The sequence below is a fragment of the Pseudoclavibacter sp. Z016 genome, from assembly GCF_002931215.1.
Classification (GTDB): Bacteria; Actinomycetota; Actinomycetes; order Actinomycetales; family Microbacteriaceae; genus Pseudoclavibacter.
The window spans coordinates 782,498-807,218 of record NZ_PSTU01000011.1; the positions used below are offsets into that span (position 1 = coordinate 782,498).

The 24,721-nt window shown below is 68.7% G+C and carries 27 protein-coding genes and 1 tRNA gene; 10 read left to right on the top strand and 18 right to left on the bottom strand.

Features of this window, described 5'->3' with window-relative positions:
* Positions 1 to 22: 22 nt before the first annotated feature.
* The 7 genes from C5B99_RS09790 to C5B99_RS19620 form a co-directional block, all read right to left on the bottom strand.
* The gene (locus C5B99_RS09790; RefSeq protein ID WP_146081977.1) at positions 23 to 427 is read right to left on the bottom strand and encodes a hypothetical protein; all 405 of its coding nucleotides are present in this window, start codon (positions 425 to 427) and stop codon (positions 23 to 25) included.
* A 59-nt stretch (positions 428 to 486) separates the two neighbouring features.
* Positions 487 to 945 (bottom strand): pilus assembly protein TadE, encoded by a 459-nt coding sequence (locus tag C5B99_RS09795; protein WP_104241544.1) that lies wholly within the window; start codon positions 943 to 945, stop codon positions 487 to 489.
* Positions 914 to 1,333 carry a TadE/TadG family type IV pilus assembly protein gene (locus C5B99_RS09800; protein ID WP_258063134.1) on the bottom strand — a complete coding sequence of 140 codons (420 nt, stop codon included), beginning with the start codon at positions 1,331 to 1,333 and terminating at the stop codon, positions 914 to 916. Before C5B99_RS09800 ends, C5B99_RS09795 begins: the two co-directional genes overlap by 32 nt.
* On the bottom strand, positions 1,320 to 1,496 hold the full coding sequence (locus tag C5B99_RS19270) for a hypothetical protein (RefSeq protein WP_181057789.1): 177 nt from the start codon (positions 1,494 to 1,496) through the stop codon (positions 1,320 to 1,322). The genes C5B99_RS09800 and C5B99_RS19270 overlap by 14 nt, the downstream gene beginning before the upstream one ends.
* Before the next feature lie 21 nt (positions 1,497 to 1,517).
* Positions 1,518 to 2,456, bottom strand: coding sequence for a type II secretion system F family protein (locus C5B99_RS09805; protein WP_104241546.1), 939 nt, complete (start codon positions 2,454 to 2,456; stop codon positions 1,518 to 1,520).
* On the bottom strand, positions 2,453 to 3,316 hold the full coding sequence (locus C5B99_RS09810; RefSeq protein ID WP_104241547.1) for a type II secretion system F family protein: 864 nt from the start codon (positions 3,314 to 3,316) through the stop codon (positions 2,453 to 2,455). Before C5B99_RS09810 ends, C5B99_RS09805 begins: the two co-directional genes overlap by 4 nt.
* 424 nt (positions 3,317 to 3,740) lie before the next feature.
* Positions 3,741 to 3,866: a hypothetical protein gene (locus C5B99_RS19620; protein ID WP_258063135.1), complete on the bottom strand. Its 126-nt coding sequence runs from the start codon at positions 3,864 to 3,866 to the stop codon at positions 3,741 to 3,743.
* Between the two features lie 150 nt (positions 3,867 to 4,016).
* Here C5B99_RS19620 and C5B99_RS19275 point away from each other — a divergent pair, with 150 nt between their 5' ends.
* From C5B99_RS19275 to C5B99_RS19815, 4 genes are all read left to right on the top strand, one after another.
* On the top strand, positions 4,017 to 4,193 hold the full coding sequence (locus C5B99_RS19275; RefSeq protein ID WP_181059265.1) for a hypothetical protein: 177 nt from the start codon (positions 4,017 to 4,019) through the stop codon (positions 4,191 to 4,193).
* Entirely contained in the window at positions 4,186 to 4,338 is a 153-nt protein-coding gene (locus tag C5B99_RS19280; RefSeq protein ID WP_181059263.1) for a hypothetical protein, read from the top strand. Before C5B99_RS19275 ends, C5B99_RS19280 begins: the two co-directional genes overlap by 8 nt.
* 261 nt (positions 4,339 to 4,599) lie before the next feature.
* Positions 4,600 to 6,288, top strand: a complete 1,689-nt coding sequence (locus tag C5B99_RS09815; protein WP_104241548.1) for an LPXTG cell wall anchor domain-containing protein — start codon at positions 4,600 to 4,602, stop codon at positions 6,286 to 6,288.
* A 250-nt stretch (positions 6,289 to 6,538) separates the two neighbouring features.
* Positions 6,539 to 6,988 (top strand): HIRAN domain-containing protein, encoded by a 450-nt coding sequence (locus tag C5B99_RS19815; protein ID WP_374953462.1) that lies wholly within the window; start codon positions 6,539 to 6,541, stop codon positions 6,986 to 6,988.
* Here C5B99_RS19815 and C5B99_RS09820 read toward each other — a convergent pair.
* Positions 6,879 to 8,108, bottom strand: coding sequence for a CpaF family protein (locus tag C5B99_RS09820; RefSeq protein ID WP_104241549.1), 1,230 nt, complete (start codon positions 8,106 to 8,108; stop codon positions 6,879 to 6,881). The genes C5B99_RS19815 and C5B99_RS09820 overlap by 110 nt on opposite strands.
* A 123-nt stretch (positions 8,109 to 8,231) precedes the next feature.
* On the opposite strand from C5B99_RS09820, the gene C5B99_RS09825 reads away from it, so the two are divergent.
* Positions 8,232 to 8,313 (top strand) — tRNA-Leu (locus C5B99_RS09825).
* A 155-nt stretch (positions 8,314 to 8,468) separates the two neighbouring features.
* Positions 8,469 to 9,845: an aspartate aminotransferase family protein gene (locus tag C5B99_RS09830; RefSeq protein WP_104241550.1), complete on the top strand. Its 1,377-nt coding sequence runs from the start codon at positions 8,469 to 8,471 to the stop codon at positions 9,843 to 9,845.
* Between the two features lie 493 nt (positions 9,846 to 10,338).
* Here the strand turns inward: C5B99_RS09830 and rdgB are convergent, their stop codons facing one another.
* From rdgB to murI, 3 genes are read right to left on the bottom strand one after another with little or no spacing between them, the layout of a single operon-like run.
* On the bottom strand, positions 10,339 to 10,962 hold the full coding sequence (rdgB, locus tag C5B99_RS09835) for an RdgB/HAM1 family non-canonical purine NTP pyrophosphatase (protein WP_104241551.1): 624 nt from the start codon (positions 10,960 to 10,962) through the stop codon (positions 10,339 to 10,341).
* Positions 10,959 to 11,690 (bottom strand): ribonuclease PH, encoded by a 732-nt coding sequence (gene rph, locus C5B99_RS09840; protein ID WP_104241552.1) that lies wholly within the window; start codon positions 11,688 to 11,690, stop codon positions 10,959 to 10,961. Before rph ends, rdgB begins: the two co-directional genes overlap by 4 nt.
* Positions 11,691 to 11,740: 50 nt before the next feature.
* On the bottom strand, positions 11,741 to 12,574 hold the full coding sequence (gene murI / locus C5B99_RS09845) for a glutamate racemase (RefSeq protein ID WP_104241553.1): 834 nt from the start codon (positions 12,572 to 12,574) through the stop codon (positions 11,741 to 11,743).
* 90 nt (positions 12,575 to 12,664) lie between these two features.
* Between murI and C5B99_RS09850 the strand changes: the two genes are divergently transcribed.
* Positions 12,665 to 14,005: a nicotinate phosphoribosyltransferase gene (locus C5B99_RS09850; RefSeq protein ID WP_104241554.1), complete on the top strand. Its 1,341-nt coding sequence runs from the start codon at positions 12,665 to 12,667 to the stop codon at positions 14,003 to 14,005.
* A gap of 110 nt (positions 14,006 to 14,115) precedes the next feature.
* On the opposite strand, the gene C5B99_RS09855 is transcribed toward C5B99_RS09850, so the two are convergent.
* The 3 genes from C5B99_RS09855 to C5B99_RS09865 are packed head-to-tail and all read right to left on the bottom strand — an operon-like array spanning position 14,116 to position 17,051.
* Positions 14,116 to 14,406 carry a DUF3039 domain-containing protein gene (locus C5B99_RS09855; RefSeq protein ID WP_104242105.1) on the bottom strand — a complete coding sequence of 97 codons (291 nt, stop codon included), beginning with the start codon at positions 14,404 to 14,406 and terminating at the stop codon, positions 14,116 to 14,118.
* 42 nt (positions 14,407 to 14,448) lie between these two features.
* Positions 14,449 to 16,020 (bottom strand): hypothetical protein, encoded by a 1,572-nt coding sequence (locus C5B99_RS09860; RefSeq protein ID WP_104241555.1) that lies wholly within the window; start codon positions 16,018 to 16,020, stop codon positions 14,449 to 14,451.
* Entirely contained in the window at positions 15,996 to 17,051 is a 1,056-nt protein-coding gene (locus C5B99_RS09865; RefSeq protein WP_308471423.1) for an ABC transporter ATP-binding protein, read from the bottom strand. Before C5B99_RS09865 ends, C5B99_RS09860 begins: the two co-directional genes overlap by 25 nt.
* Positions 17,052 to 17,182: 131 nt before the next feature.
* Between C5B99_RS09865 and C5B99_RS09870 the strand changes: the two genes are divergently transcribed.
* The gene (locus tag C5B99_RS09870) at positions 17,183 to 18,079 is read left to right on the top strand and encodes a hypothetical protein (protein WP_104241556.1); all 897 of its coding nucleotides are present in this window, start codon (positions 17,183 to 17,185) and stop codon (positions 18,077 to 18,079) included.
* Positions 18,080 to 18,088: 9 nt separating this feature from the next.
* Here C5B99_RS09870 and C5B99_RS09875 read toward each other — a convergent pair whose 3' ends face one another.
* Positions 18,089 to 19,405 (bottom strand): S1C family serine protease, encoded by a 1,317-nt coding sequence (locus C5B99_RS09875; protein ID WP_181064980.1) that lies wholly within the window; start codon positions 19,403 to 19,405, stop codon positions 18,089 to 18,091.
* 140 nt (positions 19,406 to 19,545) lie between these two features.
* Here C5B99_RS09875 and C5B99_RS09880 point away from each other — a divergent pair, with 140 nt between their 5' ends.
* Positions 19,546 to 20,751, top strand: a complete 1,206-nt coding sequence (locus C5B99_RS09880; protein ID WP_104241558.1) for an aminotransferase class I/II-fold pyridoxal phosphate-dependent enzyme — start codon at positions 19,546 to 19,548, stop codon at positions 20,749 to 20,751.
* 4 nt (positions 20,752 to 20,755) lie between these two features.
* Here C5B99_RS09880 and C5B99_RS09885 read toward each other — a convergent pair whose 3' ends face one another.
* Positions 20,756 to 21,658, bottom strand: a complete 903-nt coding sequence (locus C5B99_RS09885) for a carbon-nitrogen hydrolase family protein (protein WP_104241559.1) — start codon at positions 21,656 to 21,658, stop codon at positions 20,756 to 20,758.
* 147 nt (positions 21,659 to 21,805) lie between these two features.
* Here C5B99_RS09885 and C5B99_RS09890 point away from each other — a divergent pair, with 147 nt between their 5' ends.
* Positions 21,806 to 22,186 (top strand): hypothetical protein, encoded by a 381-nt coding sequence (locus C5B99_RS09890; RefSeq protein ID WP_104241560.1) that lies wholly within the window; start codon positions 21,806 to 21,808, stop codon positions 22,184 to 22,186.
* 171 nt (positions 22,187 to 22,357) lie between these two features.
* Here the strand turns inward: C5B99_RS09890 and C5B99_RS09895 are convergent, their stop codons facing one another.
* Positions 22,358 to 23,647: an ATP-binding protein gene (locus tag C5B99_RS09895; protein ID WP_104241561.1), complete on the bottom strand. Its 1,290-nt coding sequence runs from the start codon at positions 23,645 to 23,647 to the stop codon at positions 22,358 to 22,360.
* A complete protein-coding gene (gene hisC, locus C5B99_RS09900) occupies positions 23,644 to 24,711 on the bottom strand; it encodes a histidinol-phosphate transaminase (protein ID WP_104241562.1) in 1,068 nt (355 codons plus the stop codon). Before hisC ends, C5B99_RS09895 begins: the two co-directional genes overlap by 4 nt.
* Positions 24,712 to 24,721: the final 10 nt, after the last annotated feature.

Genomic DNA, 24,721 nt, shown 5'->3' on the forward strand with positions numbered 1-24,721 from the left:
GTGCTGGCCGGCGCGCATCGTGTCAGCTCAGCACGACTCTTGCGTCGCTGGAGACGGTGATCCGAAGTCCTGTCGGGAGGAGCGCGTGGGCGAGGGGTGGCGACCATGCGCCGGTGATGACGATGTGCGCGGTGACACCGTCGGGTGCAGTCGCGGAGTCCAGCGTGATGCTGTCGGCGCGCGCCGCGGAGAGGTCCTCGAGGGTCGCGAGGGCGCGGTCTTCCACGCGCGTCTGGCTGAGGACCGGTTGGAGTTCCCCGTCGCCGAAGACCACGTCGGCGGCGGAGAAGCTCTCGGAGGCGGAGAGCGCGACGGCGTCGGCGATCGTGAGGAGGCGCTTGCGCTCGATGGACAGCGAAGTGGCCGCGACGAGCACGTAGGCCGCGGTGAGCCCGATCATGAGGAAGACGAGGATGAGCGGGAGCACGCTGCCGCGCTCCCCGCGCGTCCATCGCAGGCCCGCTCGTGCTCGCGCGCGCATCCCGCTCACGTGGACAGGCCGAAGCGCGTGACGGCGAACGAGGAGGTCGCGCTCGTGGGGACCGAGATCGGCGTCGCCGAGTCGGTGAGGCTGGATGCGAACGGCAGCGGTACGGCGATCGTGACGGTGACCGCGAGCACCGAGCCGGGGGCGGTGCAGCTGGGGTCCGGGCCGCGGCACTCCACCGTCTGCTCGACGAGCTTCGCGTCGAATCCGTGGTCGGCGGTCGCAAGTGCGATCGTGGCCTCGGCAAGGGCCTGGGTGTCGGCTGCGGCGGGGTCCGCTGCGAGCAGTCTCGCCGCGTTGCGTGCCGCAGACTCGGCGGCGATGCTCGCACCCTGGAGCGAGGACAGCGTCAGCATGAGGTAGGCGAGCGGCACGATGAGCAGCGTGCCGAGCGTCAGGAATTCGAGGGAGGCCGAGCCCCGATCGTCACTCAGTCTCGAGCGTCTCGGTCGGCGCATGTCCGGTCACCTCCAGGGCGTCGGGGAGGCCGATCAGGCCGATCAGCGGCAGTGGTGAGCGCACGGTGACCGCGATGGTCGGTGATCCGTCGGTCTCGGTTGTTGTGGCCGTCACGTCCTGGGCGTAGCCGGGACCGATGGCGACCGTGATGAGGTCTGCCGCTCGGGTCTCCCCCGCTTCGAGGCCGCCTCCGAAGAGCCCGGCGTGCCTCGCGCCTTCCCCCGCGGCGTCCAGGAGCGTCGTGCGAACGTGCAGGGCGAAGCCCACCTGCAGGACGGTGAGCGTGAGGAGGAGGAGCATCGCCGACACCATGACCCATTCGGCGACTGCCGAACCGGTCTCGTCGCGCATCACGCCGCGCGGGTGGGGGCGGCTAGTTGAAGTCACTGACGCGGGTGATGGCGTTCTGGAAGACGTCGACGAGGAGGTCGCCGGCGACGGTCCAGAGGAGGATCACCAAACCCGCAGACATGATCGTGATGAGGACCCAACCGGGGACGTCGCCGCGTTCGGAGCTGGCTCGGTTTCGGAGTGCGTGCAGGAACTGCATGGTGTGCCTTTCGGGTGTCGGTCAGAAGCTCGTGCGGAGCACGAAGACGGCGGGATAGAGGGCGAACAGGATGGTCGTGGGGAGGATGAGGAAGATGAGCGGAACGAGCATCTGCACTTCCTTCCGGCCGGCGGATTCCAGGAGGTCGCGTTTGCCGAGTTCCCGTGCGTCGCTCGCTTGCGCGCGGAGCACTTCGACGAGCGGCGCCCCACGTTCGAGTGCGGAGATCATGTGCTCGACGCAGCGGTCGAGCGGCAGGTAGCGGACGCCCCTGGTCATCTCGTGGAGCGCATCGGACAGCGAGACGCCGGTGTTGACGTGGTGGACGACTCGCGCGAACTCCTTCGCGAGCTCGCCGGTGCTCACGCTGGCGACGCGCTTCAGGCTGTCGAAGATGCCCTCACCTGCCGAGAGGCTGAGGGAGAGGAACTCGACGACGGTGGGGAACTCGCTGGCGATGCGTCGGTGACGGCGCTGCGCGGCGCGGCCGAGGGCCCGGTCGCGGAGGAAGATGCCGACACAGCCGAGGAGGAGAGGCAGGAGGATCTGGGCGAGGACCGGGATTCCGCGGGTCGCGCCGAGCAAGAGGCCGACACTCAGGCCCAGGCCAGCCGCAACGAGTCCCCAGGTGAGCTGTTCGGCTCGGAACCGTTCGAGCCTGGTCGTGGAGCCCGATTGGCGCAGCTGCGCGGTGATGCGGTCGCTGCCGCCGAGCACTTCATCGAGGAGGGCTCTGCCTCTCGCGGCGAATGGGGCGGCGAGCGTTCCGAGGATAGGGAGCGGGTCGCTCGCGGTCTTCTGCACGTCGGCTCGCGCCGCCGCCGAGATGTCCAGGAGGTGCGGGGCGAGACGCTCCGCGAGGTTCGGCTTGGAGAGGCGCGGGACGGCGGCGAGCAACGTCCAGAGGCCGATTCCGAGTCCGAGCCCGCAGAGCACGGCCCAGCCGAGTGTCTCGTTCATGCGAACCACCTGCGGTCGTCTTTGAGTTTCGCGATGCGGAGCATGAGCAGGTAGGCGGCCACGGTCACGCCCAGGCCGATGAGGATCACGATCGCGCCCTCGAGGCTGTTGAAGGCGCTCGCCGCCTCGGGCCTGGTTCCCAGCATGAGCAGGACGATCCAGGGTGCGGCCGAGCCGAGCTTGGCGGCGTTCATGACCCAGGACTGCTTGGCCTCGACTTCGTGGCGCACGGCCTGCTCTTCTCGCAGGTAGCTGCCGAGGCTCTTGAGCACCGTGGGGAGCTCCGATCCGCCGACGTCTCTGGACATGCGAAGTGTCTCGAGGATGCGGTCTGCGGTCGGGTCGGCGAGCCGCTCCTTCAGCTCGTCGAGAGCCACCCGGAAGCTGCCCGTCAGGCGGTACTGGCGGGTATAGGCGGCGAAGTCCTCCCGCAGCACCACCGGCCCCGATTCAGCCAGCCCCGCGACCCCCTCGGGCAGGGCCACACCGGAACGGATGGACGCCACCAGGTGATCGACCACGTCCGGCCACACGAGACGGTTCCGGTTGCGCCGCTGCACGGACCTCACCCGCACGATCGCGACCGGAGCCACCGAGCCACCGACAAGAGCGATGAGGGCAACAGCAACTACCCCCGTGAGAGCGAGCGCCACGGCACCCAACGCGAGCCCGAGCGCGAAGGCAGCACCCGCGAACACGCCGATGGGCACCCGCTCGAACCCGGCCCGCCTGAGATCTGCCTCGAAGTCGGCAACCTTGGACAGGCGTCGTTCGCGTCGCTCGCTGCTCTGCGGCCACAGCCTCGCGCTCACGATGATCGAGACTCCCGCCCCCATCACCAGCGCCAGCAGAACGGTCACAGGGACCGCCGAAGGACACGCGCCGCATCCAACCCGTGCGCCTCGAACAAGGCACATTGAGTACTTGGACCAATGAAAGTGCTTACCGCGATGCTCACCGCGTCAGCATGTCTGAAAGGGGGTAGCCGCGCAGAGGTTATCCACAAGCACTCAACGTGACCTCTGGCCTGATGCTGAGCGTGCCCCCGGTTCGGCCTTCACCTGCCTGAAGTCCGGGCCGAACGGAGTCTCTGAGAAGAACACGGACGAGGGCCTGTGCTGGACGGACAGTGCACAGAACAGGCAAGTCCAATCTCCACAGGACAGGTAGCCCGACATCACCCCAGCGTGTACTCAACAGAGAGACGGATCTACGCTCGACGGGGAGAGCCGCATGTAGTCAGAGCTGATAGAGGCGCACATCGACCTTCCGCGCTCGCCAGCCTCACGCATCCGATGAGGCGCGGGCGCAGTTCCCGCCCACGAGCGCGACGACCAGCTCGACGCCCGCTTCTTCCTGCCGCTGTCCGACGTCGGCATCATCGTCCTCGGCATCTTCGGGGCGATGCATCGGCCAGCACTGCTCTGAGCCGCTCGTCGACCCCCTAGTCTCCAGCCTCTCGCTCTCGGGCGCCGTCCTGGGCGTCTCTTTCCCTCACCTCAAGCAGTTTGAGCCCGCGCAACGCTCTTTCTCATCGCGGCGCTCACGGTCTGCCCGGCCGTGCTGCTCCTGACCGCGGCGTCCGGCGATAACCAGCGCTGGGTCGCCGGCATCGGTCTCGCGCTGCTCGTACTGATCCCGTTCCGGCGCGTGCTGCGGCTCATCGTCCGCTTCTACCGACATCGAGTCAGCTACCCCGCCACCGACGAGCTCACGACGATCCACGCCAATGCTTGACCCGGCAATCGTCGCGATCGTTGCGGCGATCGCGGCTCCGTTCGTCGCTACCCGCATGATCCGTGTTCTGGACGCGGCCGGCGTTGGCGATCTCATTCCCGCCGCCTGGCGCGGCAACGCACCGACTCCGAAGGAGCTCACCTGACTCTCGAAACCCACGGCGAGCACAACGAGGGCACCGCGAAGCTCGCAGCTGAGCAAGTTGGCGGCCCCCTCGAGGTGCCCGGACGCTTCGCCGTCCCGGCGCTGGCCGTGGCGAACACGCCGAAGCGACCGAAGCCCCTCCCCTGCCTGACGGCGGCGGGAGGGGCTTTTCGTCGTTGACGAGCGCAGCAAACTTCTGCCCCGGGCTGTTCGACATCGGCACTAGTCTGAGCGGACCCCCGCCCTCTGTCGACGGAGACACGTGAAAAAGCTCGCCGCCCTCCTCTGCGCCTCCACAGCCGCCCTGATGTTCTCAGTAGCCCTGATACCCGCGCTCCCCGCGTACGCATTCAACGAGTTCGACGTCGGGCCTGAACTCGTGTCCGCCGAGCTCGTAACGCCCACGACCGTCGGAGGCGGCGACGAGATCCGGATCAACTGGAGCGTGCGTCACCCCCGCGGCATAGCGTCGAGTGCCATCAGCCTTGAGACCGGGACGGGGTCATCAACTCTGGAACGAAAAACCTGCGGACAGTTCGATCCTGTCGTCGGCGTGCGCGACGGAGACATCGTCAGCGGCACGACGACGTGCACGACCGGTGGCACAGAATGGGCGACCGGTGAATGGCGGGTGGAGAGCCTCGGGTTCTTCGACGAGTGGGGCGTCTTCGGGTACGCAGCGGAGGAAGACCCGATCATCAGCGCACTCCCGAAGCTGCAGATCGAGGTCGGCACCGACGGAGACCAGCAAGATCCCGAGCTCGTCGCCCTCGAGGTGGTCGCGCCGGACGAAGTCCGGCAAAGCGACGTCATTCGGTTCAATTGGACGGTGCGTGAGAGCAGCCGAGTCACAGATTTCTCTCTCTTGATCGTGGACCCAAACGGGGGCAGGTACCAGGCCAGCGGTTTCGACCGAAACGCCACGACCCGAGACGGAGACCTTGTCTCCGGGTCCCTGCATCTCACCGTCAAAAACTCCACATGGGCACTCGGGGAATACCGCGTGTACAGCTTCTACGCCGGTGACGAGCACGAAAACTACAGCCCGACTGCCACCTCAGCCGACAACGAGGTCCTCGCTTCCGCGGCGACCTTCACAGTGGTCGACGTGGGTGGACCAGACGTGACCGCCCCGGAACTCCTCTCTGCTGGATTCGTGCAGTCAACCGTCCGGATGGGCGATGGGCCAGAGCTGCTCAACTGGACGATCCGCGACCAGAGCGATATCGACGAGGCCACGTTCTACCTCGAGATCGGGCGGGGAAAGATCTACACACTTGGTGGAAGCAGCAACAAACGGTTGGGCGACGTCGTCTCCGGGGACTCTGGCGATGACTTGTGGGTGCCTCCCGTCGAGGCTGAGGAGCCGTTCTGGGGCGAGGGCGAGTTCAAGGTCGTGGGAGCGCTGCTCCGAGACGAATTCGGCAACACCACGACCCTGACGGCAGACCACCCGATCATCGCCGGGCTTCCGCCGCTGACGATCCTCCCCAAGAAGGCACCGATCCCGCCGCGCACGCCCTCGCCGACGGTGACCGCACCTCCATCGGTCACGCCGACTCCGGTGCCAACACCGACACCGACCTCCTCATCGCCGACAGGACCGACAGCACCCCCAACGGGCACACCGACGCCGACCGAGCCCGTCAAGCCCACCGCGACGGCAACAGCTCCCCCGACGGCTTCGCCACCGCCTGTCGAGCCAGTCGCCACGCAGTCACCAGCACCGGTCGAGACAGCTGCAACGCAGACCCCTGCGCCGACGACGCCGGCTGTGCCCACCGCTCCTTCCTCCCAGCCGACCGGCTCATCGTCGACGGAGACTGATCAGGCCGTCTTGGCCTCGACGGGCGCTGAGAACTTGTGGCCGATCCTCCTTGGAGCAGCTGGAATCGTCGTGCTCGGAGCCGCGCTTATTTCCAGCAAGCGCCGCGGACACCGCGAGTCGTAGATGCGATGGCTAACCCCGATTCGATCTACCTGCACTCGTCCCAATGGGATGAGCTCCTCACCTCTCCAGACAGACTCCGGCTCAAGCCGCACGGTGACGAGTTGTGGCTCAGCGAGGTGACCACAGGCAAGCTCGTGAATGTGGGCTGCTAAAACTTGCTGCCCTCGGGATCTGGACGGCGCAACTCCGCGGATTGGAGCACTACTAAGAGAGACAAGCGGACTCACGAGCTGGGCGAACCGCAACTCCCGTGCGCGAACCTGACGACGACTACGATCCGATCGCGGTGCCGGTCTTCGCCGACGGGGTCAAGATCGGCTACGTGCCAAAGGTCATGGCGCGTCGCGTCGCCCAGCAGCTCGACGCCGACGTCGAGCTTGCTGCGATCTTCATCGCAGGCGCTCAGTCGTCGGTCGCGGCGAGACATGTGCGCGTAGTCATCGCGACACCCGACGCGCTCGCGAGCATCCGCTGTGCGCCGTCGCAGAGGTCGCCGAGAACGCCGGTCGCGTCGCTCGCTGCTCTGCGGCCACAACCTCGCGCTCACGATGTTCGAGATTCCCGCCCCATCACCAGCGCCGGCAGAACGGTCACAGGGACCGCCGAAGGACACGCGCAGCATCCAAGCCGTGCGCCTCGAACTTCGCGGTTCGCGGCGGAGGGGATCCGGACGATTCGAGTTGCGCGCGTCCACGGTTGAAGAGGGTGGCCGCCTCGATGACCTGGCCGGTCACCGTTCCGGTCGGGGCGAGGATCTCCCCCACGTGTCGTGTTCCCGATGCGGTCATCTCGAGGTGCACGACGAGGTCGATGCAGCTGGCAACGGTGGGCACCACGAACGCGCTGTCGATGTTGCGTCCCGCGAGGAGCGGCAACGTGGAGAGCTTGACGAGCGCATCCCTCGCCGTGTTCGCGTGGATGCTGGAGATTCCGGGCATTCCGCTGTTGAGGGCGATCAGGAGGTCGAGGCTCTCCGCTTCCCGCACTTCGCCGACCACGAGCCAGTCGGGTCTCATGCGCAGGGCTTCCTTGATGAGGCGGCGCAACGTGATCTCGCCGGTGCCCTCGAGGCTCGCCTGTCGGCATTGCAGCGCGACGACGTCGCGGGCGACGAGATCGAGTTCGAAGGTCTCCTCGACGGTGACGATGCGTTCTTCGCTGCGCACCGAGGAGAGGAGCGCGTTGATCATAGTGGTCTTGCCGGTGTGGGTCGCGCCCGAGACGAGGATGTTGCAGCCGGCGAGGACCGCGAGCTGCAAGAACTCCGCCGCCTGCGCGGTCAGCGCCTCGCGCTCGACGAGGTGGGAGAGGTCTCGGATACGGCGCGAGAACTTGCGGATATTCACGGACGGGTAGCGCCTGGTCACCTCGGGGACGGCCACGTGCAGCCGCTCGCCGTTCGGGAGCGAGGCATCCACGAACGGCGAGGACAAGTCGACTCGCCTGCCGCTCGACTGGAGCATCCGCTCGATGAGATCGCGCAGGTCAGTCTCCGGGACGACCGTTGACGTGAGCTCGGGTACGCCGCCCCGAGCAACGAATACCCGGGAAGGTGCGTTGATCCAGATCTCCTCGATCTCCGGATCGTCGAGGTAGGGCTGGAGAGCACCGAAACCGGTCACCCGGGCCAGCACCTCACGCGTCGTGGCCTCCTCATCGTGGACCAACGGCAGCGACGAGCCCAGCGCTTCCTCCGCGTACCCCCGCACCTCCTCGCGCGCGATGTCGGCTGCCCGCGCGCGATCGCCCCCGAGGTCGATGCCCTCCAACAGGACACGACGACGGATTCGGTCAGTGATAGTGCTTACCGCGATGCTCACGGCGACAGCATGCCCAAGACTCGAAAACGCCGCAGGAGTTATCCACAGGCCTTGCGCGTCGCGGCTTCTCGGCGCTGCAGCGCCGCCCTAGACTGGCCTCAGCACACGGGTTCGCTCGTGCTTGCGGGAGTGGTGAAATTGGCAGACACGCAGGATTTAGGTTCCTGTGCTTTCGAGCGTGCGGGTTCAAGTCCCGCCTTCCGCACTGTCCTTGTTCTTGGTTCCCTGCGTCCAGCTGCCCGCCTGCGTGCGAGCGCGACTCAGGCGCTTGAAGCTCCTCCGACTCGACAGTCTGTCTGTTCCGGCGCTCCCGACCAACGGGTACGGTTCCAGTATCAGCACTGAGAAGGAGCATCGACGATGACCGAATTCAACGAAGCAGACCTGCAGCAGAAAGCCAAGGATCACCTCTGGATGCACTTCTCGCGCCAGTCCGTGATGGAAGACGGCGCCGGGGTGCCGATCATCGTCAAGGGCGACGGGCACCACATCTGGGATTCGAAGGGCAACAAGTACTTCGACGGCCTCTCCGGCCTCTTCGTCGTCAACGCGGGCCACGGCCGCCAGCGCCTCGCCGAGACCGCCGCCAAGCAGGCCGCGGAGCTCGCGTTCTTCCCCATCTGGTCGTACGCCCACCCGAACGCCATCGAACTCGCCGACCGCCTCGCCGACTACGCGCCAGGCGACCTCAACCGCGTGTTCTTCTCCACGGGCGGCGGCGAAGCCGTCGAGACCGCCTTCAAGCTCGCCAAGTACTACTGGAAGCTGCAGGGACAGCCCACCAAGCACAAGGTCATCTCCCGCTCGGTGGCCTACCACGGCACGCCGCAGGGCGCCCTCGCCATCACGGGCATCCCCGCGATGAAGGCGATGTTCGAACCGCTCACCCCCGGCGGCTTCCGCGTGCCGAACACGAACTTCTACCGCGCTCCCGAGCACGGCGACAACCTCGTCGAGTTCGGCCAGTGGGCCGCGAACCGCATCGAGGAGATGATCCTCTTCGAAGGACCAGAGACCGTCGCGGCGGTGTTCCTCGAGCCCGTCCAGAACTCCGGCGGCTGCTTCACGCCTCCCCCCGGCTACTTCCAGCGCGTGCGCGAGATCTGCACGAAGTACGACGTGCTGCTCGTCGCCGACGAGGTGATCACCGGATTCGGCCGCATCGGCGACATGTTCGCATCCACCACGTACGACATCCAGCCCGACATGATCACCTGCGCCAAGGGCATGACCAGCGGCTACTCCCCGATCGGCGCCACCATCGTGAGCGACCGCATCTACGAGCCGTTCAAGCACGGCCAGACGTCGTTCTCGCACGGCTACACCTTCGGCGGGCACCCCGTCTCCGCAGCAGTCGCCCTCGAGAACCTGAACATCTTCGAGGAAGAACGCCTCACGCAGAACGTCAAGGAGAACTCGCCGCACTTCCGCGCGTCCCTCGAGAAGCTCCTCGACATTCCGATCGTCGGCGACGTCCGCGGCGACGGGTACTTCTTCGGCATCGAGCTCGTCAAGGACAAGGACACCCGAGAGACCTTCAACGACGAGGAATCCGAGCGCCTTCTGCGCGGCTTCCTCTCCAAGGCACTCTTCGACGCTGGCCTCTACTGCCGGGCCGACGACCGAGGCGACCCCGTCATCCAGCTCGCTCCGCCCCTCACCATCGGGCAGGCAGAATTCGACGAGATCGAGCAGACACTGCGCGGCGTGCTCACCGAGGCCAGCTCACTCCTCTAGCGGTCGGCTGCGGGCACCGCGCGCGCGGTCTCGACCTCGCTCCTCAGCCTCGGGATGGGTTCCGCGCTTCCGGATGGGTTGCTCGCCATCCGGAAGCGAGGAACTCATCCCGAAGCTGGTCGCTGGGCGGAAAGACCACGGCCGTCGGCGGGGAGCTCAGCGTGTGATGCACGTGCGGCTCCGGCACGCGGACGCGGTCGCGTGATGGACCCGGGACGCGAAAAACTCAACCTCGGGATGGCTTTCACGCTTCCGGATGGGTTGCTTTCCATCCGGAAGCGAGGAACCCATCCCGAAGCTGTTCGCTGGGCGGAAAGACCACGGCCGTCGGCGGGGAGCTCAGGGCGTGATGCACGTGCGGCTCCGGCACGCGGACGCGGTCGCGTAGTGGACCCGGGAAGCGAAAAGCCCAACCTCGGGATGGGCTTCGCGCTTCCGGATGGGTTGCTTTCCATCCGGAAACGAGGAACCCATCCCGAAGCGGTTCGCGGGGCTACAGGCCGAGGGCCGCGCGCAGCTTCGGCGCGAGCGCGTCGAACGCGCGGCGGCGGTGGCTCGAGGCGTCCTTCTCGGCGTCCGTGAGGTCAGCGGCTGAGCCTTCGGCGCCGTCGGGCTGGAAGATGGGGTCGTAGCCGAACCCGTGGTCCCCGCTCCGCTGCTCGAGGATGCGGCCGGGCCACACGCCGAGCACGGCCTCGCTCAGCTCCTCGCCCGTCGCCGATGCAGACGCCGGCACGACCAGCGCGGCTGCCGCGACGAACTGCGCCGCGCGGTTCGGATGCGACACGTCGCTCAGCTGCCACAGCAGCAGCTCGAGGTTCTCCTTCGCGTCCTTCGCGGGCCCGGACCAGCGGGCGGAGAAGATGCCGGGCGAGCCGCCGAGCACGTCCACCGAGATGCCCGAATCGTCGGCCAGCGCCGGGAGCCCCGTGTGCTCTGCCGCGGCGCGTGCCTTGAGGAGCGCGTTGCTCTCGAAGCTGAGACCGGTCTCGCGCGGCTCGGGGCCGTCGTAGGCGACGAGCTCGAGGCCGTCGAGCTGCGCGCCCAGGATGCGTCGCAGCTCGATCAGCTTGTGCGCGTTGTGGGAGGCGAGGACAACCCGGACCGGCTCGCTCATGCCTTGAGCGCCTCGTTCTGCAGCTCCGTGAGCGTCGCCGTGCCCGCGAGGGCGATATCGAGGAGACGGTCGAGCTCCTCGCGGTCGAACGGCGCGCCCTCGGCGGTGCCCTGCACCTCGATGAGCTTGCCGTCGCCCGTCGCGACGACGTTCATGTCCGTGCCGGCGCGGACGTCCTCGACGTAGGCCAGGTCGAGCAGCGGGACGCCGTCGACGATGCCCACCGAGATCGCGGCAACCGAGCGCGTGAGCACGTTCGCCTTCGCCGGCACGTGCTTGTTGGCCTTCGCCCACTCGATCGACTGGGCCAGCGCCACGTAGGCGCCAGTGATCGCCGCGGTGCGCGTGCCGCCGTCGGCCTGCAGCACGTCGCAGTCGATGACGATCGTGTTCTCGCCGAGCGCCGACATGTCGACGGCCGCGCGCAGCGAGCGGCCGACAAGGCGGGAGATCTCGTGCGTGCGCCCGCCGATCTTGCCCTTCACGGACTCACGGCTGTTGCGGTCGTTCGTGGCGCGCGGGAGCATCGCGTACTCGGCCGTGACCCAGCCCTTGCCCTGCCCCTTGAGCCAGCGCGGCACGCCGGGCGTGAACGAGGCGGTGCACAGCACCTTCGTCTTCCCGAACGAGATGAGGGCCGAGCCCTCGGCCTGCTCGCTCCAGCCCTTCTCGATCGTCACGGGGCGAAGCTGGTCGTGGGTGCGGCCGTCTGCGCGTGCTTCGGTCATTGGTCCCTCCAAGGGGTCGGATGCGGTGCTGGAAATCGGGGCGCGGCGCGTCAGGGTCGGCGCATCGACGGCGGCAGGTTGATGGCCTCCGTCATGAGTCGCTCCACGTGGCGCACGTCGGGGCCGAGGAAGCGACCGGCGAGGTTCACGAACGCCTCCGTGTTCTCGCCCGTCGCCCGGTAGGAGTACTGCGGGGCTCGCCCGCTGGCGTTGAGGAGGCCGTTCGAGGCGAGCACGCGGTACACGTCCTGTGCCGTCTCCACGTCGCTCGAGACGAGGCGGACGTCCGGGCCGAGCACGTAGCCGAGCACGCCCTTCAGGAACGGATAGTGCGTGCAGCCGAGGACGACGGTGTCGACGCCAGCCGCCTTGATCGGCGCCAGATACTCCTCGGCATGCTGCACCAGCTCTGGGCTCGTCGTGTCGCCTCGCTCCACGTACTCCACGAACAGCGGGCAGGCCTGCGAGAAGATCTCGAGGTGGGGGGCCGCCGCGAAAGCGTCGTCGTACGCACGTGATGACAGGGTCGCCTCGGTGCAGAGCACCCCGATGCGGTTGTTGTGCGTCGCGCTCACGGCAGCTCGCACGGCCGGCGCGATGACCTCCACGACCGGCACGTCGTAGCGTTCACGCGCATCCCGCAGCACCGCGGCAGACGCGGTGTTGCAGGCGATGACGAGCATCTTGACGTCCTGCTCGACGAGCTCGTCGAGGACCGCGAGCGACAGACGCCTGACGTCGGCGATCGGCTTCGGGCCATACGGCGTGTGCTCGGTGTCTCCGACGTAGAGGAGCGACTCCCCCGGCAGCTGCGCCCGGATCTCCCTCGCGACCGTCAGCCCGCCGACACCAGAGTCAAATACGCCGATCGGTGCCTCGCTCATGAGTGCCGAGTCTACTCCCAGGCATCAGTTGGGGCGGATGCGCACGCCGAGCACCCTTGCGCGCCCCGCGGCTGCGCCTAGGCTGGGGCGGTGACTTCCGAACGGCCGTCTACCGGCTTCCTCACCGACCAGTACGAGTTCACGATGATCGATGCCGCGGTCAACGCCGGCACCGCCGATCGTGACAGCGTCTTCGAGCTCTTCGGGAGGCGCCTGCCGAGCGGGCGCCGCTACGGAGTCGTGGCGGGGGTCGGGCGCGCGCTCGAGCTGCTGCGCGACTTCCGCTTCGGGGACGCCGAGCTGGCGCACCTCCGCGAGCACTCGATCGTCTCCCCCAAGACCCTCGACTGGCTCGCGGACTACCGCTTCTCTGGCACCATCCGCGGCTACCGCGAGGGCGAGATCTACTTCCCCGGCTCCCCCATCCTCGAGGTTCGCTCGACCTTCGCCGAGGGCGTCATCCTCGAGACGCTCCTGCTGAGCATCTACAACTACGACTGCGCGGTCGCCTCCGCCGCCGCGCGCATGGTCTCCGTCGCCCGGGGCCGACCGCTTGCCGAGATGGGCTCGCGCCGCACCGGTGAGCGCTCGGCGGTCGCGGCGGCCCGCGCCGCCTACATCGCCGGATTCAAGGCCACGAGCAACCTGGAGGCCGGACGCAGCTGGGGTGTGCCGACGATGGGAACCGCCGCGCACTCGTTCACCCTGCTGCACGACTCCGAGCGCGAGGCGTTCGCCTCGCAGGTCGCCACCCTCGGTGCCGGCACGACGCTGCTCGTCGACACGTACGACGTTCGCGAGGGCGTGCGCCTCGCGGTCGAGGTCGCCGGCCGAGAGCTGGGCGGCGTGCGCCTCGACTCCGGCGACCTGCCGACGCTCGTCGCGGAGGTGCGCGCGCAGCTCGACGAGCTCGGCAACACCGCGACCAGCATCACGGTCACGAACGACCTCGATGAGTTCGCCATCGCGGGACTCGGTGCGAGCCCCGTCGACTCGTTCGGCGTCGGCACGAGCGTCGTCACTGGCTCGGGCTCCGTCGCCTCCGGCATGGTCTACAAGCTCGTCGCCCGCCGCGGCGAGGACGGCGAGTGGGTGTCGGTCGCCAAGCGTTCCACGGGCAAGGTCAGCGTGGGCGGCGAGAAGTTCCCCGTCCGCCGCCGCGACGAGCACGGGATCGCCGAGGCCGAGGTCGTCGGCATCGGCGCTCCCCCTGTCTCCGACAAGAGCGACCGCTCGCTGCTCGTCGACCTCGTCGTCGACGGTGTCATCAACGAGGAGTACACGGGCCAGGCTGGCGTGCAGAGCGCCCGAGAGCACCACCGCACCGCCATCGACGAACTGCCGATCGGCGCGCTCCGCCTCCACGCGGGCGAGGCCGCCCTCCCGACGGTCTTCGTCGAGCAGGACGGCCGCGAGACCGTCTGGGTCTGACAGCCCCACCCGGCACCTCGACGCCGGACAGCACAACGGCCGCGAACCCATCTCGGGTTCGCGGCCGTCGCGCGTGCGGGTGAGCCTCGTGCATCCGGTGGATGCGCGGCTCAGCCCTTCATCTTGTCGTACACCGCCTTGCAGTTCGGGCAGACGGGGAAGCGGTCGGGGTTGCTGTTCGGCAGCCACTTCTTGCCGCATAGCGCGCGCACCGGCTTGCCCGTCACCGCCGACTCGAGGATCTTCTCCTTGCGCACGTAGTGCGAGAACTTGTCGTGATCGCCCGGGTCGTCGGTCTGCTCCTCGTTGAGGAGCTGCTCGAGCTCGCGATCGAGGATCGCCGTGCCGCCGCCGGTCTCGTCTGGCCCGCCGGGGCCCGTTGGGGTGCTGGAGAACGTCATGCCGATCATCTTAGAACGCAAACCGCGGGCCCCACCGGATGGCTACGCGCTCTGCGCGAACGCCATGATCTCGCTGGAGCGGCGCTCGAACTGCCTGGCGCCCGCGTTCAAGCCCACGATGAGGACGATGAGCCCCACCACGACACCCCAGCCGAGGGCGACGAAGTTCCACCAGGACTCGCCGCCGTTGAGGGCGACGAGGCCCGCGTAGACGGACGGGCCCATGAGGAGGATCGCGATGAAGCCGGTCGTGGGGTGCCAGAACACGCCGGATCCCCAAGACCGCACGGGCTGGCTGAACGGCGAGTCGCCCGGTCGCGCCACCGGATACGGGTGCAGCACGCTGCCGATGCTCGAGAAGCCCGTCGCCGCGAAGAGCAAGCCGAGCGACAGGCCGACGAGGGCGAGGATCGTGCCCCACTCGCCCACGATGAGCCAGGTCACGAGTGCGCCGAGCACGACGACCACCGTGCCGAAGACGAGCGTCGGGAGGGCGCGACCGAAGCGGTCGGAGAGCCCGGACATGCCGCTCGTCACGTGCATCCACACCGCAGAGCCGTCGAAGGCGAGATCGTTGTGGAGGGTCCACCCGATGAAGAACGCCAGCAGCGGCAAGGGAAGCAGCGCCAGGTGCCGCGGCTCGACGCCGACGACCGCCAGCGGGATCAGGGCGAGCAGCGGGATGAGGATGATCGAGACGTTGACGACGACGTACCGCGGGTCGCGCATCCAGTACGTGACCGTCCGCGCCGCCACGACAAGCGCAGGCGAGCGGCCGAAGGCGCCGAACGCGCCGAGATCGACGAGCTCGGTCTCGTCGCCGCCGAGCGCAGCGGAGGCGACTCGGCCGGCGACGACCTGCCAGAGCACGAGCAGCACGACGAGCGTGACCGCACCGATGCCGAGCTTCCCGAAGGCGAGCTGCAGGTCTCCGCCTGTCGCACTCGCCGCTGCCGCCCACGGGGCCGCGATGGGAGAGAGCGAGAGCACCTCGAGCGCGGCGCTGACGGCTTCGTGCTCACCCAGCTGCCAGTCGACGGACACAGCGACGAACACGATGGGCGACGCGAGGAGCAGGAGCACGAGGACAAGCGCTGCGCGGGCGTCGCTCACGAGCCGCCTGGCCCGCAGGTCCTCACCGACGAGGCCAGCGAGGCGCGACAGCACGACGAGCGTCGCGAGGACCAGCGCGGCGCCGACGATGGCGACGAGCAGGCCTGTCGAGTCGCCGGTCCAGAGCAGGAGCCCTGCCAGCAGGACGATCGTGATCGCGAACGACGGCACGCTGACAAACGCCGTGCCGAGCGCCAGCCAGGCCGACCGCCGGGGCGAGAAGCCCATGACGGCGAGCGAGCGCGGATCGATCGCGGCGATCGGCGTCACGAACACGCTCACGAGCCCGGTCGCGATGGTCACGAGCGAGCCAGCGATGATGGCCCCCTCGCGTTTCGCCTCGATGTCGGAGTCGAGCAGCGACAGGACCGCGAACAGGGCGAAGACGGCGGCGAGGATCGACAGCAGGAGCGTGCCGATCCATGCCCCCCGATGCTGCGAGTCGCGCCGAGCGCCGTTGCGGATCGACTGCAGCTTCAGTTGAAGGAGATGTCCAGCCAATCGAGCCCCTCCATCTGTGGCGTGCCGCGCACGAGGTCGCGGAAGCGTTCTTCGAGTGTGATGTTGCCGCGCACTTCGCTCACCGTGCCGGAAGCGAGAAGCTCGCCACGAACGATCACGGCGACGTGGTCGCAGACGCGCTGCACGAGGTCCATGCTGTGGCTCGAGAGCAGCACCGTTCCCCCGCGCTGCACGTACTCGAGCAGGATGTCGATGAGCTGCCCCGCCGACACCGGGTCGATCGTGTCGAACGGCTCGTCGAGCACCAGCAGCTCCGGCGAGTGGATGAGAGCGGCGGCGAGCGAGATCTTCTTCGTCATGCCCGCCGAGTAGTCGACGACGAGGCGGTTGGCGGCCGACTCGAGCTCGAAGGCATGCACGAGCGACTCGGTTCGCGACCGCGAGTCCGCGGGCGAGAGGCCGCGGAGGAGTCCCGAGTAGTAGAGGAGCTGTCCGCCCGTGAGCTGGTCGAAGAGACGCAGCCGGTCCGGGAGGATGCCGATGTGGGGATGCGCGGCCTTCGGGTTCTTCCACACGTCGAGGCCGAGCACCTCGACGGTGCCGCTCGTCGGCTTGAGCAGCCCCGTCGCCATCGACAGGGTCGTCGTCTTGCCGGCACCGTTCGGTCCGACGATGCCCGTGAAGGAGCCACGACGGACCTCGAAGGTGACGTCGTTGACGGCGACGTCCGCACCGAAGCGCTTCGTGAGGCCGGTGACGGACAGCACGGTGTCGCCGAGTTCACGGTCGGGTGCCTCGGTGACACGCGTGACGGGCGTCATCGTCGAGAGGCCCTCTGCCGTCGCGGCACCCAGCACCGGGTTCCTGACGGCAGCGGGAAGGCCGGACTCCTGCGCCGCGGCCTCCTCCTCTGCGAGCGATGAAGCGGTCACGCTGTCGTCGACGACGATCGCCTCGACCATGATCGCCTGGGGTCGACTCGCGTCGCCCTCCGGTACGTCTGGGCTGGCAGCACTCTCGTTCACATCGTCGGCGGCGCCATCGCCGACGTCTGAGCTCTTCGAAGACATCGCTCAACCGTACCAACGATCCGGCGTGCCGCGCCGCCCCTGCGACTCCAAGCTCCACCCAGGCGTGTCCTCATACACTGCTCGCGTCGCCATGCGCTCCGCGCTCGGCCGTGCCATCACGAGGAGGTCCAGTGTCAGATTCCAGCACTCCGCGCGTCAACGAAGGTGCCGACGCGGCGAGCTACGCCCCGTTGCCGCCGCGCGACGAGCAGCAGGCTGCGGCAGCCGGAGAGCAGGACAAGATCTGGCTCGACCGACTCATGGCCATCCAGCGCCCGATCGTGCTGCGACAGATCCGCATCCTCCGCGGAAAGTACCCGGATGCGACCCCGAGCGAGCTCATCAAGAAGATCGAGCAGCAGTACCTCAACGCGACGACCGTGAGCGGGGGCGCAGCTGGCGCCGCCGCGATGGTGCCGGGCGTCGGCACGGCGGCGTCCCTCGCCGTGACGGGTGTCGAGACCGCTGGCTTCCTCGAGATGACCTCCCTGTTCGGCCAGGCGGTCGCCGAGATCCACGGACTCCCCATCTCCGATCCCGTGCGCGCGCGGACCCTCATCCAGTCCCTCATGCTCGGCAAGGCCAGCAAGAACCTCATCCAGCAGTTCGCGGGTCAGGCCTTCGGCAAGGGCCCGGCGAAGCAGGTGTTCTGGGGCGAGATCGTGACGAAGCGGCTCCCGCGGGCGATGGTCGGCGAGCTGTCCGGGCGCATCCAGTCGATGTTCCTCAAGCGCTTCGTCGTTCGCCAGTCGGCGAGCACGGTCGGGCGGCTCGTGCCGTTCGGTATCGGCGCCGTCATCGGGGGTGCCGGCAACCGGATACTCAGCAACGAGGTCGTGCGCACGTCCCGCGAGGCGTTCGGTGTGGCCCCCGCGAGCTTCCCCATCGAGTTGCACCCGCAGTTCGCCAGCTCCAAGCCGGACGACGGCGACGACCACAAGGCGCTGACGCGCGGGCCGTTCAGCTTCTTCCGGGTGCCCCTCGCGCTCACGCGGGGCAAGGGCAAGGAGACCGACGGGGTCTCCTAGGGAGTCCGCCTAGGCCGCCGCGTCGAGGGACACCTCGACCTCGATCACCTCGCCCTGGCGGACGACGGTGAGCGTGGCCACCTCCCCCGCCTCGTAGACGCGGACGTGCGCGATGAGGTCGTTGGCGTTCGACACGGGGACCGTGCCGATGTACGTGACGATGTCTCCCCTGCTGAGGCCCGCGATCGAGGCGGCGCCGTTCTCCACGACGCTGTCGACGTAGGCGCCCACGATGCTCTGGCTGCTCGTCGCGACGGTCGCCGCGTTGCGCACCGTCGCCCCGAGCGCGCCGTGCGACGGCGTCTGCCCGGCCGCGAGCTGTGCGGCGATCTGGACGGCGTAGTTCGCGGGCAGCGCGAAGCCGAGGCCGATGCTGCCGCTCGAGGCGGCCTGCCCCTGGCCACCGGACTTGGTGCCCGCGATCGCCACGTTGATGCCGATGACCTCGCCGTTCGCGTTCAGCATGGCACCGCCAGAGTTGCCCGGGTTGATGGCGGCGTCCGTCTGGATGACGGGAAGCTGGACGATGCTCTTGCCCGGATCGGTGGTGGAGCTGAGGGGCGAATCGGTGGCGGCGTTCTCGTCGACCGTCGGCGGCACCGCGGCCGACGCGATCTCGATGCTGCGGTTGACGGCGGACACCACACCCGTCGTCGCGGTGCCGGCGAGCCCGAGCGGAGCCCCGAGCACGATCGTGGACTGGCCGACCACGATCTGGTCGGAGTCGGCGAAGGAGGCGGGTTGGAGTCCGCTGGCGTCGGTCAGCCGCAGCACCGCGACGTCGGCGAGCACGTCCAAGCCGACCCGAGTGGTCGTGAAGACGCGGCCGTCGCTGGTGGTCGCCGTGATCTGCGCATCCGAGACCGTGCCGTCGAGCGTCACGACGTGGGCGTTGGTGATGACCAGGCCGTCGCCCGAGTAGATGACGCCAGACCCCGTCTCGGTGCGAGTCGGCGTCGAGACCGTGAGCGTGACCACGCTCGGGGCGGCCCCGACGATCGCCGCGCTGGCCTCTCCCGGCAGCGGGGCGGTCGGCTCGCTCGGGGAGCCGAGCGGCTGCGTGAGACGCTGGGCGTCCTGGTTGGGCTGGTTGAGCACATTCGCCGTGATGAGCGCCCCGCTCAGCCCGCCGACGACCGCCGCGACCACTGCGATGCCCGCGACGACGAGGAGGCCGGTGCGCCGGCTGATCACGGGTGCATCGTCGTGGATGGAGTGCAGGTGGGCCCCGGCTCGGTGGCGGCCGTGCTCCTCGGCCCGCGCAGCGCTCGACTGGGTCTGCGCGCTGTTCGCGTCGGCGCCCGCAGCGGGTGATGAGTCGAGCATGAGGATCCTGACGTTCTCTCGATGCGTCGGGGCGCATCCGTGGCGCAAGTCTAGGGAGCGAACGGAGCGATCGCTCTGGTTTCGGCGGCACGTCGCGGTTCGAGATTCGATCGTGACTCGGCCGGTGACAGACTGGATGCATGCGCAGAGACGGACCATGGCTCCGGGCGGCCCAGGGGGCTGGCCTCCTCTCCCCGAGTGGCGAACTGCAGGGCACGGTCTTCGGCGAGATGACCGAGCTCGCCCGCACCACGGGATCGGTGAATCTGGGGCAGGGGTTCCCGGACTACGCCGGGCCGCGGGAGCTGCTGGATGCGGCGATCGAGGCGATCGCGCGCGGCGAGAACCAGTACCCGCCGCCCCGGGGGACCGCAGATCTGCGCGCCGCGATCGCCGAGCACCAGCTGCGGTTCCACGGCGTCACGCTCGACCCCGACCGGGAAGTCCTCGTCACGGTCGGCGCCACCGAGGCACTCGCCGCGACGGTGCTCGGGCTCGTCGAGCCTGGCGAGGACATCGTGGTCCTCGAACCCCACTACGACGCGTATGGGGCGCTCGCTCGGCTCGCCGATGCCCGCCTCGTGACCGTCCCGCTCAGGTGGCCCGCGTTCCGGCCAGATCACGATGAGCTGCGGCGCGCGGTCTCCGACCGGACCCGCCTCATCATCGTCAACACGCCGCACAACCCGACGGGTGCCGTGCTCCCCCGCGAGACGCTCCAGCTCATCGTGGACCTCGCCGCGCGCCACGACGCGATCATCGTCACCGACGAGGTCTACGAGCACCTCGTCTTCGACGGGGCGCATGTCGCCATCGCCAGCCTCCCGGGGGCGGCGTCGCGCACGCTCAGCATCGGCTCGGCAGGCAAGACCTTCAGCGTGACCGGCTGGAAAGTCGGCTGGGTCACCGGGCCCGCCGCCCTCATCGAGGCCGTGCTCGCGGTGAAGCAGTACCTCAGCTACGTCGGCAGCGGGCCGTTCCAGCCAGCCGTCGCTGTCGGGCTGAGACTCCCGGAGCGTCGTTTCGACGAGGAACGCCAGCGCCTCCGGGCCAAGCGCGACCTGCTCGTGACCGCGCTGCGCAGCCGCGGCTTGGAGACGGCGACTCCGGCATCCGGCTACTTCGCGATCGCCGACGCGGCGAGCATCGGGTACACGGATGCGACCGAGCTCTGCCGGCGGCTGCCGCGCGAGATCGGGGTGGTCGGCATCCCCGTCGCCGCGCTGTGCACCCCGGAGCGGCAGGGCGACTACCGCTCGCTGGTCCGCTTCGCGTTCTGCAAGAGCGACGAGGTGCTCGATGAGGGCATGCGCAGGCTCGACCGGCTGGGCGAGCTCAGCCGGTAGCGGCTCAGTCCGTCGGCGCTGCCTCCACCGGCACGACCCGGTACCTCCGGAGCTCGAGCGCCGGGTTCTGCTCGCGAACCGAGTCGAGCACCTCGAGCGACACCCAGCCGATGGAAAGCCCAGCCTCGATGCCCCCGCCCGCGATCGTCGCACCCCTGGGGTCGATGACGGCGCTGTGGCCGACGCCGATGGGGGCTGGATGGTCGGCCGCAGCAAAGTAGACCGTGTTCTCGATGGCGCGGGCCGCGAGCAGGGTCGTCCAGTGATGCTCCTTCAACGGTCCGCGCACCCATTCCGCGGGGATCGCGATGAGCTCGGCCCCCGCATCCACGAGGGTCCTCGAGACCTCGGGGAACCGAAGGTCGTAGCAGGTCTGCAACCCGACCCGGACGCCGCCGACCACGAACGTCTGCGGCGCGGCCGTATCGCCGGCCACGACCCAGTCGCTCTCCTTCGCCCCGAACGCGTCGTAGAGATGCACCTTGCGGTACTGGGCGACGACCTCGCCCGTGGCATCGACGGCGACCAGCGTGTTGGCGAAGCGCTGCGGGTCCTCCGACGTCGCCACGAGCCCCGCGACGATCGTCACGCCGTGCTCTGCCGCAAGCGAGCGCATGAGCGAGACGAAGGGCCCATCGAGGTCCTGCGCGTTCCGCACGAACTCCGGCCCGAGCTCCGGCAGGAAGAAGCTCGCGTACTCGGGCACGACGACCAGCTGGGCCCCGCGGTCCGCCGCGAGAGCGACGTTCTCGCGCAGCAGCCGCTCGTTCTCCGCGAGATCCGAGCCCGGGGCGTACTGGGCGACGGCGACGGCGACGGCGACGGCGACGGCGAGCGGAGACCGCTTGGCCGCGCCGCCGCGTGCACTGGCGGTCGCATCGAGGGGGGCAGGCGCGTCGAGTGGCATGACGCGAGCCTACGTCGAGCGCCGAGACGCGGGAAACTCTTCACCAAGGTGTCATCCGCGACGCACCGGCCTCAGCTTGTCTGGGCGCTCGGTCACGAGTACCTTCATTCTGCGAGCGGTGCGCTCGCAGTCACGAGGAGTCGCCCCATGCCTACCTACGCCGTGCTCTTGAAATACGAGGTCGTCTCGGCGCTCGTCATCGAAGCCGAATCCGAAGACGAAGCGGCGAAGATCGCCAACGAGTTCGAGTCGGAGGCACACGACGCCGTCGAGGACACCGACGACGTCCGCGTCTCCTCCCGTCTGTGGGGCGACGGCACCCTCGAGGTGCAGTCCGCCTCCGACGACGAAGCCGCAGAAGACCTCCTCGACGAGTGGATCGACGAGATCGAGAGCGAGCTCGAGGACTCCGACGAGGACGACGACCTCGACGAGGTCGAAGCAGAGCTCGACCCGGCCGGCGATGACGAGGTCGACGACTTCGACATCACCTCCGACGACGAAGCGAGCGCAGCCAAGAAGGCCTAGCCTCAGCTGCACAGAAGAGGGGCCGGATGCATCGCATCCGGCCCCTCTTCTTCGCTTGAACGCGCGGTCCGCGGCCGGCCGCTGTCCAACTTCGGTGCGATATTCGGCCGATAGCGCCGGAACCGCGGCCTTCGACGCCGTTCTGCACTGATGTTGGACAGCCGAGCCCCGCTACACGCGGGCGATCGCCGAGATGTCCTCCTCGAACTCGCGCTCGACCTCACTCGACACGGTCGTTCGCGTCGAGGAGATGGCGGCGAGGAAGTCGTCGGTGGTGGGGCCGAGCGGCACCACGTCGCCGGAGTTACGCGCGGCGACGGCACGCTCGAGCGCGACCTGCGAGGCGCGGCGTGCCGCGAACTCGATGTCGGCGGGCGAGTATCCGCTCGTCTGCTCGACAAGCGCGGGGACGTCGACGGAGTCGCTCACCGACTCGGGCACGTACCGCTCCCAGATCGCGCGGCGCGCGGCGGCATCCGGCAGCCCGATGGGGATGACGTAGTCGAAGCGGCCGTGGCGAAGGAACGCCTGGTCGAGGGCGCGGATGAAGTTGGTGGCGCAGATGAGGAGCCGCCCTGGCTTCTCCCGGAAGGCTGGGATGATCTTCAGGAGCTCGTTGGTGACGCCCTGCGTGGGCGACGGCGGCTCCCCGCCTCGGTGCGACGCGATCTCCTCGACCTCGTCGATGAAGACGACGGCATGCTCGAGCGACTCGACCTGCTCGAACGTCTCGCGCAGCTCGCCGGCGAGGCCACGCGGCGACGCCGACAGGCGGGACGGGAAGACCTCGACGAACGGCCAGCCGAGACGGGAGGCGATGCCCTTCGCGAAGGTCGTCTTGCCCGTGCCCGGAGGGCCGAAGAGCACGATCGCGCGAGGCGGCACGACGCCGTACTCCTCGGCGAGGTCGGGGTCGCTGAGCGGCAGCACGAGTCGTCGCTCGAGCACGTCCTTCTCGTGCTGCATGCCGCCGATCGCGTCCCAGCGGTCGGAAGGCAGGATGCGGCCGCCAAGCTCGCGAAGGGCCACCATCTCCTGCTGCTTGACGCGGATCTCACGTTCGAAGTAGCGCAGGTGGCGTTTGTCGGCGAACCCTGCCTTCGTGAGCGCCCCCACCTGCGTCTGCTCGTCAGGAACGAGGATCGTGAGCTTCTGCAGCCCGTGCTGGGCCATCCGCTGCTCGAGGGAGGCGAGCAGCGCTCCGCCGATTCCGCGGCGGCGCCATTCGTCTTCGGTCCCGAAGAACACGATCCAGCCCTGGTCGTGGGCCGCCCGCGCAACCGCGACGCCGACGATCTTCTCGCCGGCGACCGCGACGACGGCGGTGTCCTTGCGGGTCGAGGCGATGACCTCGCTGAGGCCGTACACGGGCTCCGTGCCGGAGCGGCGGTGCTGCTCCCAGAGGCGGAGCAGCGCGTCCATGTCCGTCGGCTGGAAATCGCGGATGCGCCAGGTGCTCATCGTGTCGCCTCCTGTCTGACTCCCGCGAGCGCGGCGAGTGCGCGGCGGTTGGCTTCCGGCGAGCCGATGGTGATGCGGATGCCTTCGCCGGGGAAGGCGCGGGCGAGCACGCCGGAGCGGGTGAGTGCGGCGTCGATGAGCTCGGTGTCGTCGCCGAGCCTGAGCCAGACGAAGTTCGCCTGGGATTCGCCCACGTTCCAGCCCTGGGCCCGGAGCTCCTCGGTGACGCGGGCGCGTTCGCTGACGATGTCGTCGATGCGCTCACCGAGCTCGGCTTCGGCGTCGAGGGAGGCGAGGGCGGCGGTCTGGGCGAGGGCGGAGACCGCGAAGGGCACGGAGACCTTGCGGAGGTTGGCTGCGACGTCTGCCTGGGCGACGGCATAGCCGATGCGGAGTCCTGCGAGGCCGTAGGCCTTGGAGAAGGTGTGCAAGACGGCGACGTTGGGGAACTCCCGGTAGAGGTCGATGCCGATGGCGGTCTCCGCGTCGCGGTTGAAGTGCTCGTAGGCCTCGTCGATGACGACGAGCACGTCGCTGGGGACGCGCGTGATGAATGCACGGACCTCGGCGTGTGTGAGGGTCGCTCCCGTGGGGTTGTTGGGGTTGCAGACGAAGATGATCGCGGTGCGGTCGGTGATGGCGTCGACCATGGCGTCGAGGTCGTGGCGCTCGTCGGCGGTGAGGGGCACCTGCACCGGCGTCGCTCCTGCGCCGATCGCGATGATCGGGTACGCCTCGAAGCTGCGCCAGGCGAACATGACCTCGTCGCCTTGTCCCGCGCTGGCCTGGACGAGCTGTGTGGCCACCTCGACGGAGCCTGCTCCGAAGACGATGTTCTCGGGTTCGACGCCCTGGAGCGTCGCGACGCGCGAGGTGAGCTCCGGTGCCGCCATGGACGGGTAGAGGTGGATGCGCTCGAACTCTTCGGCAACGGCGGCGCGCACGGAGGCGAGCGGCGGGAACGGGTTCTCGTTGGAGGAGAGCTTGACGACGTCGCTGGTGCTCGGCATGGCACCCTGCTTGTAGGCGGGGATGCTGTCGAGGGCGCTGCGCTGCTTAACCATGCACTGAGCG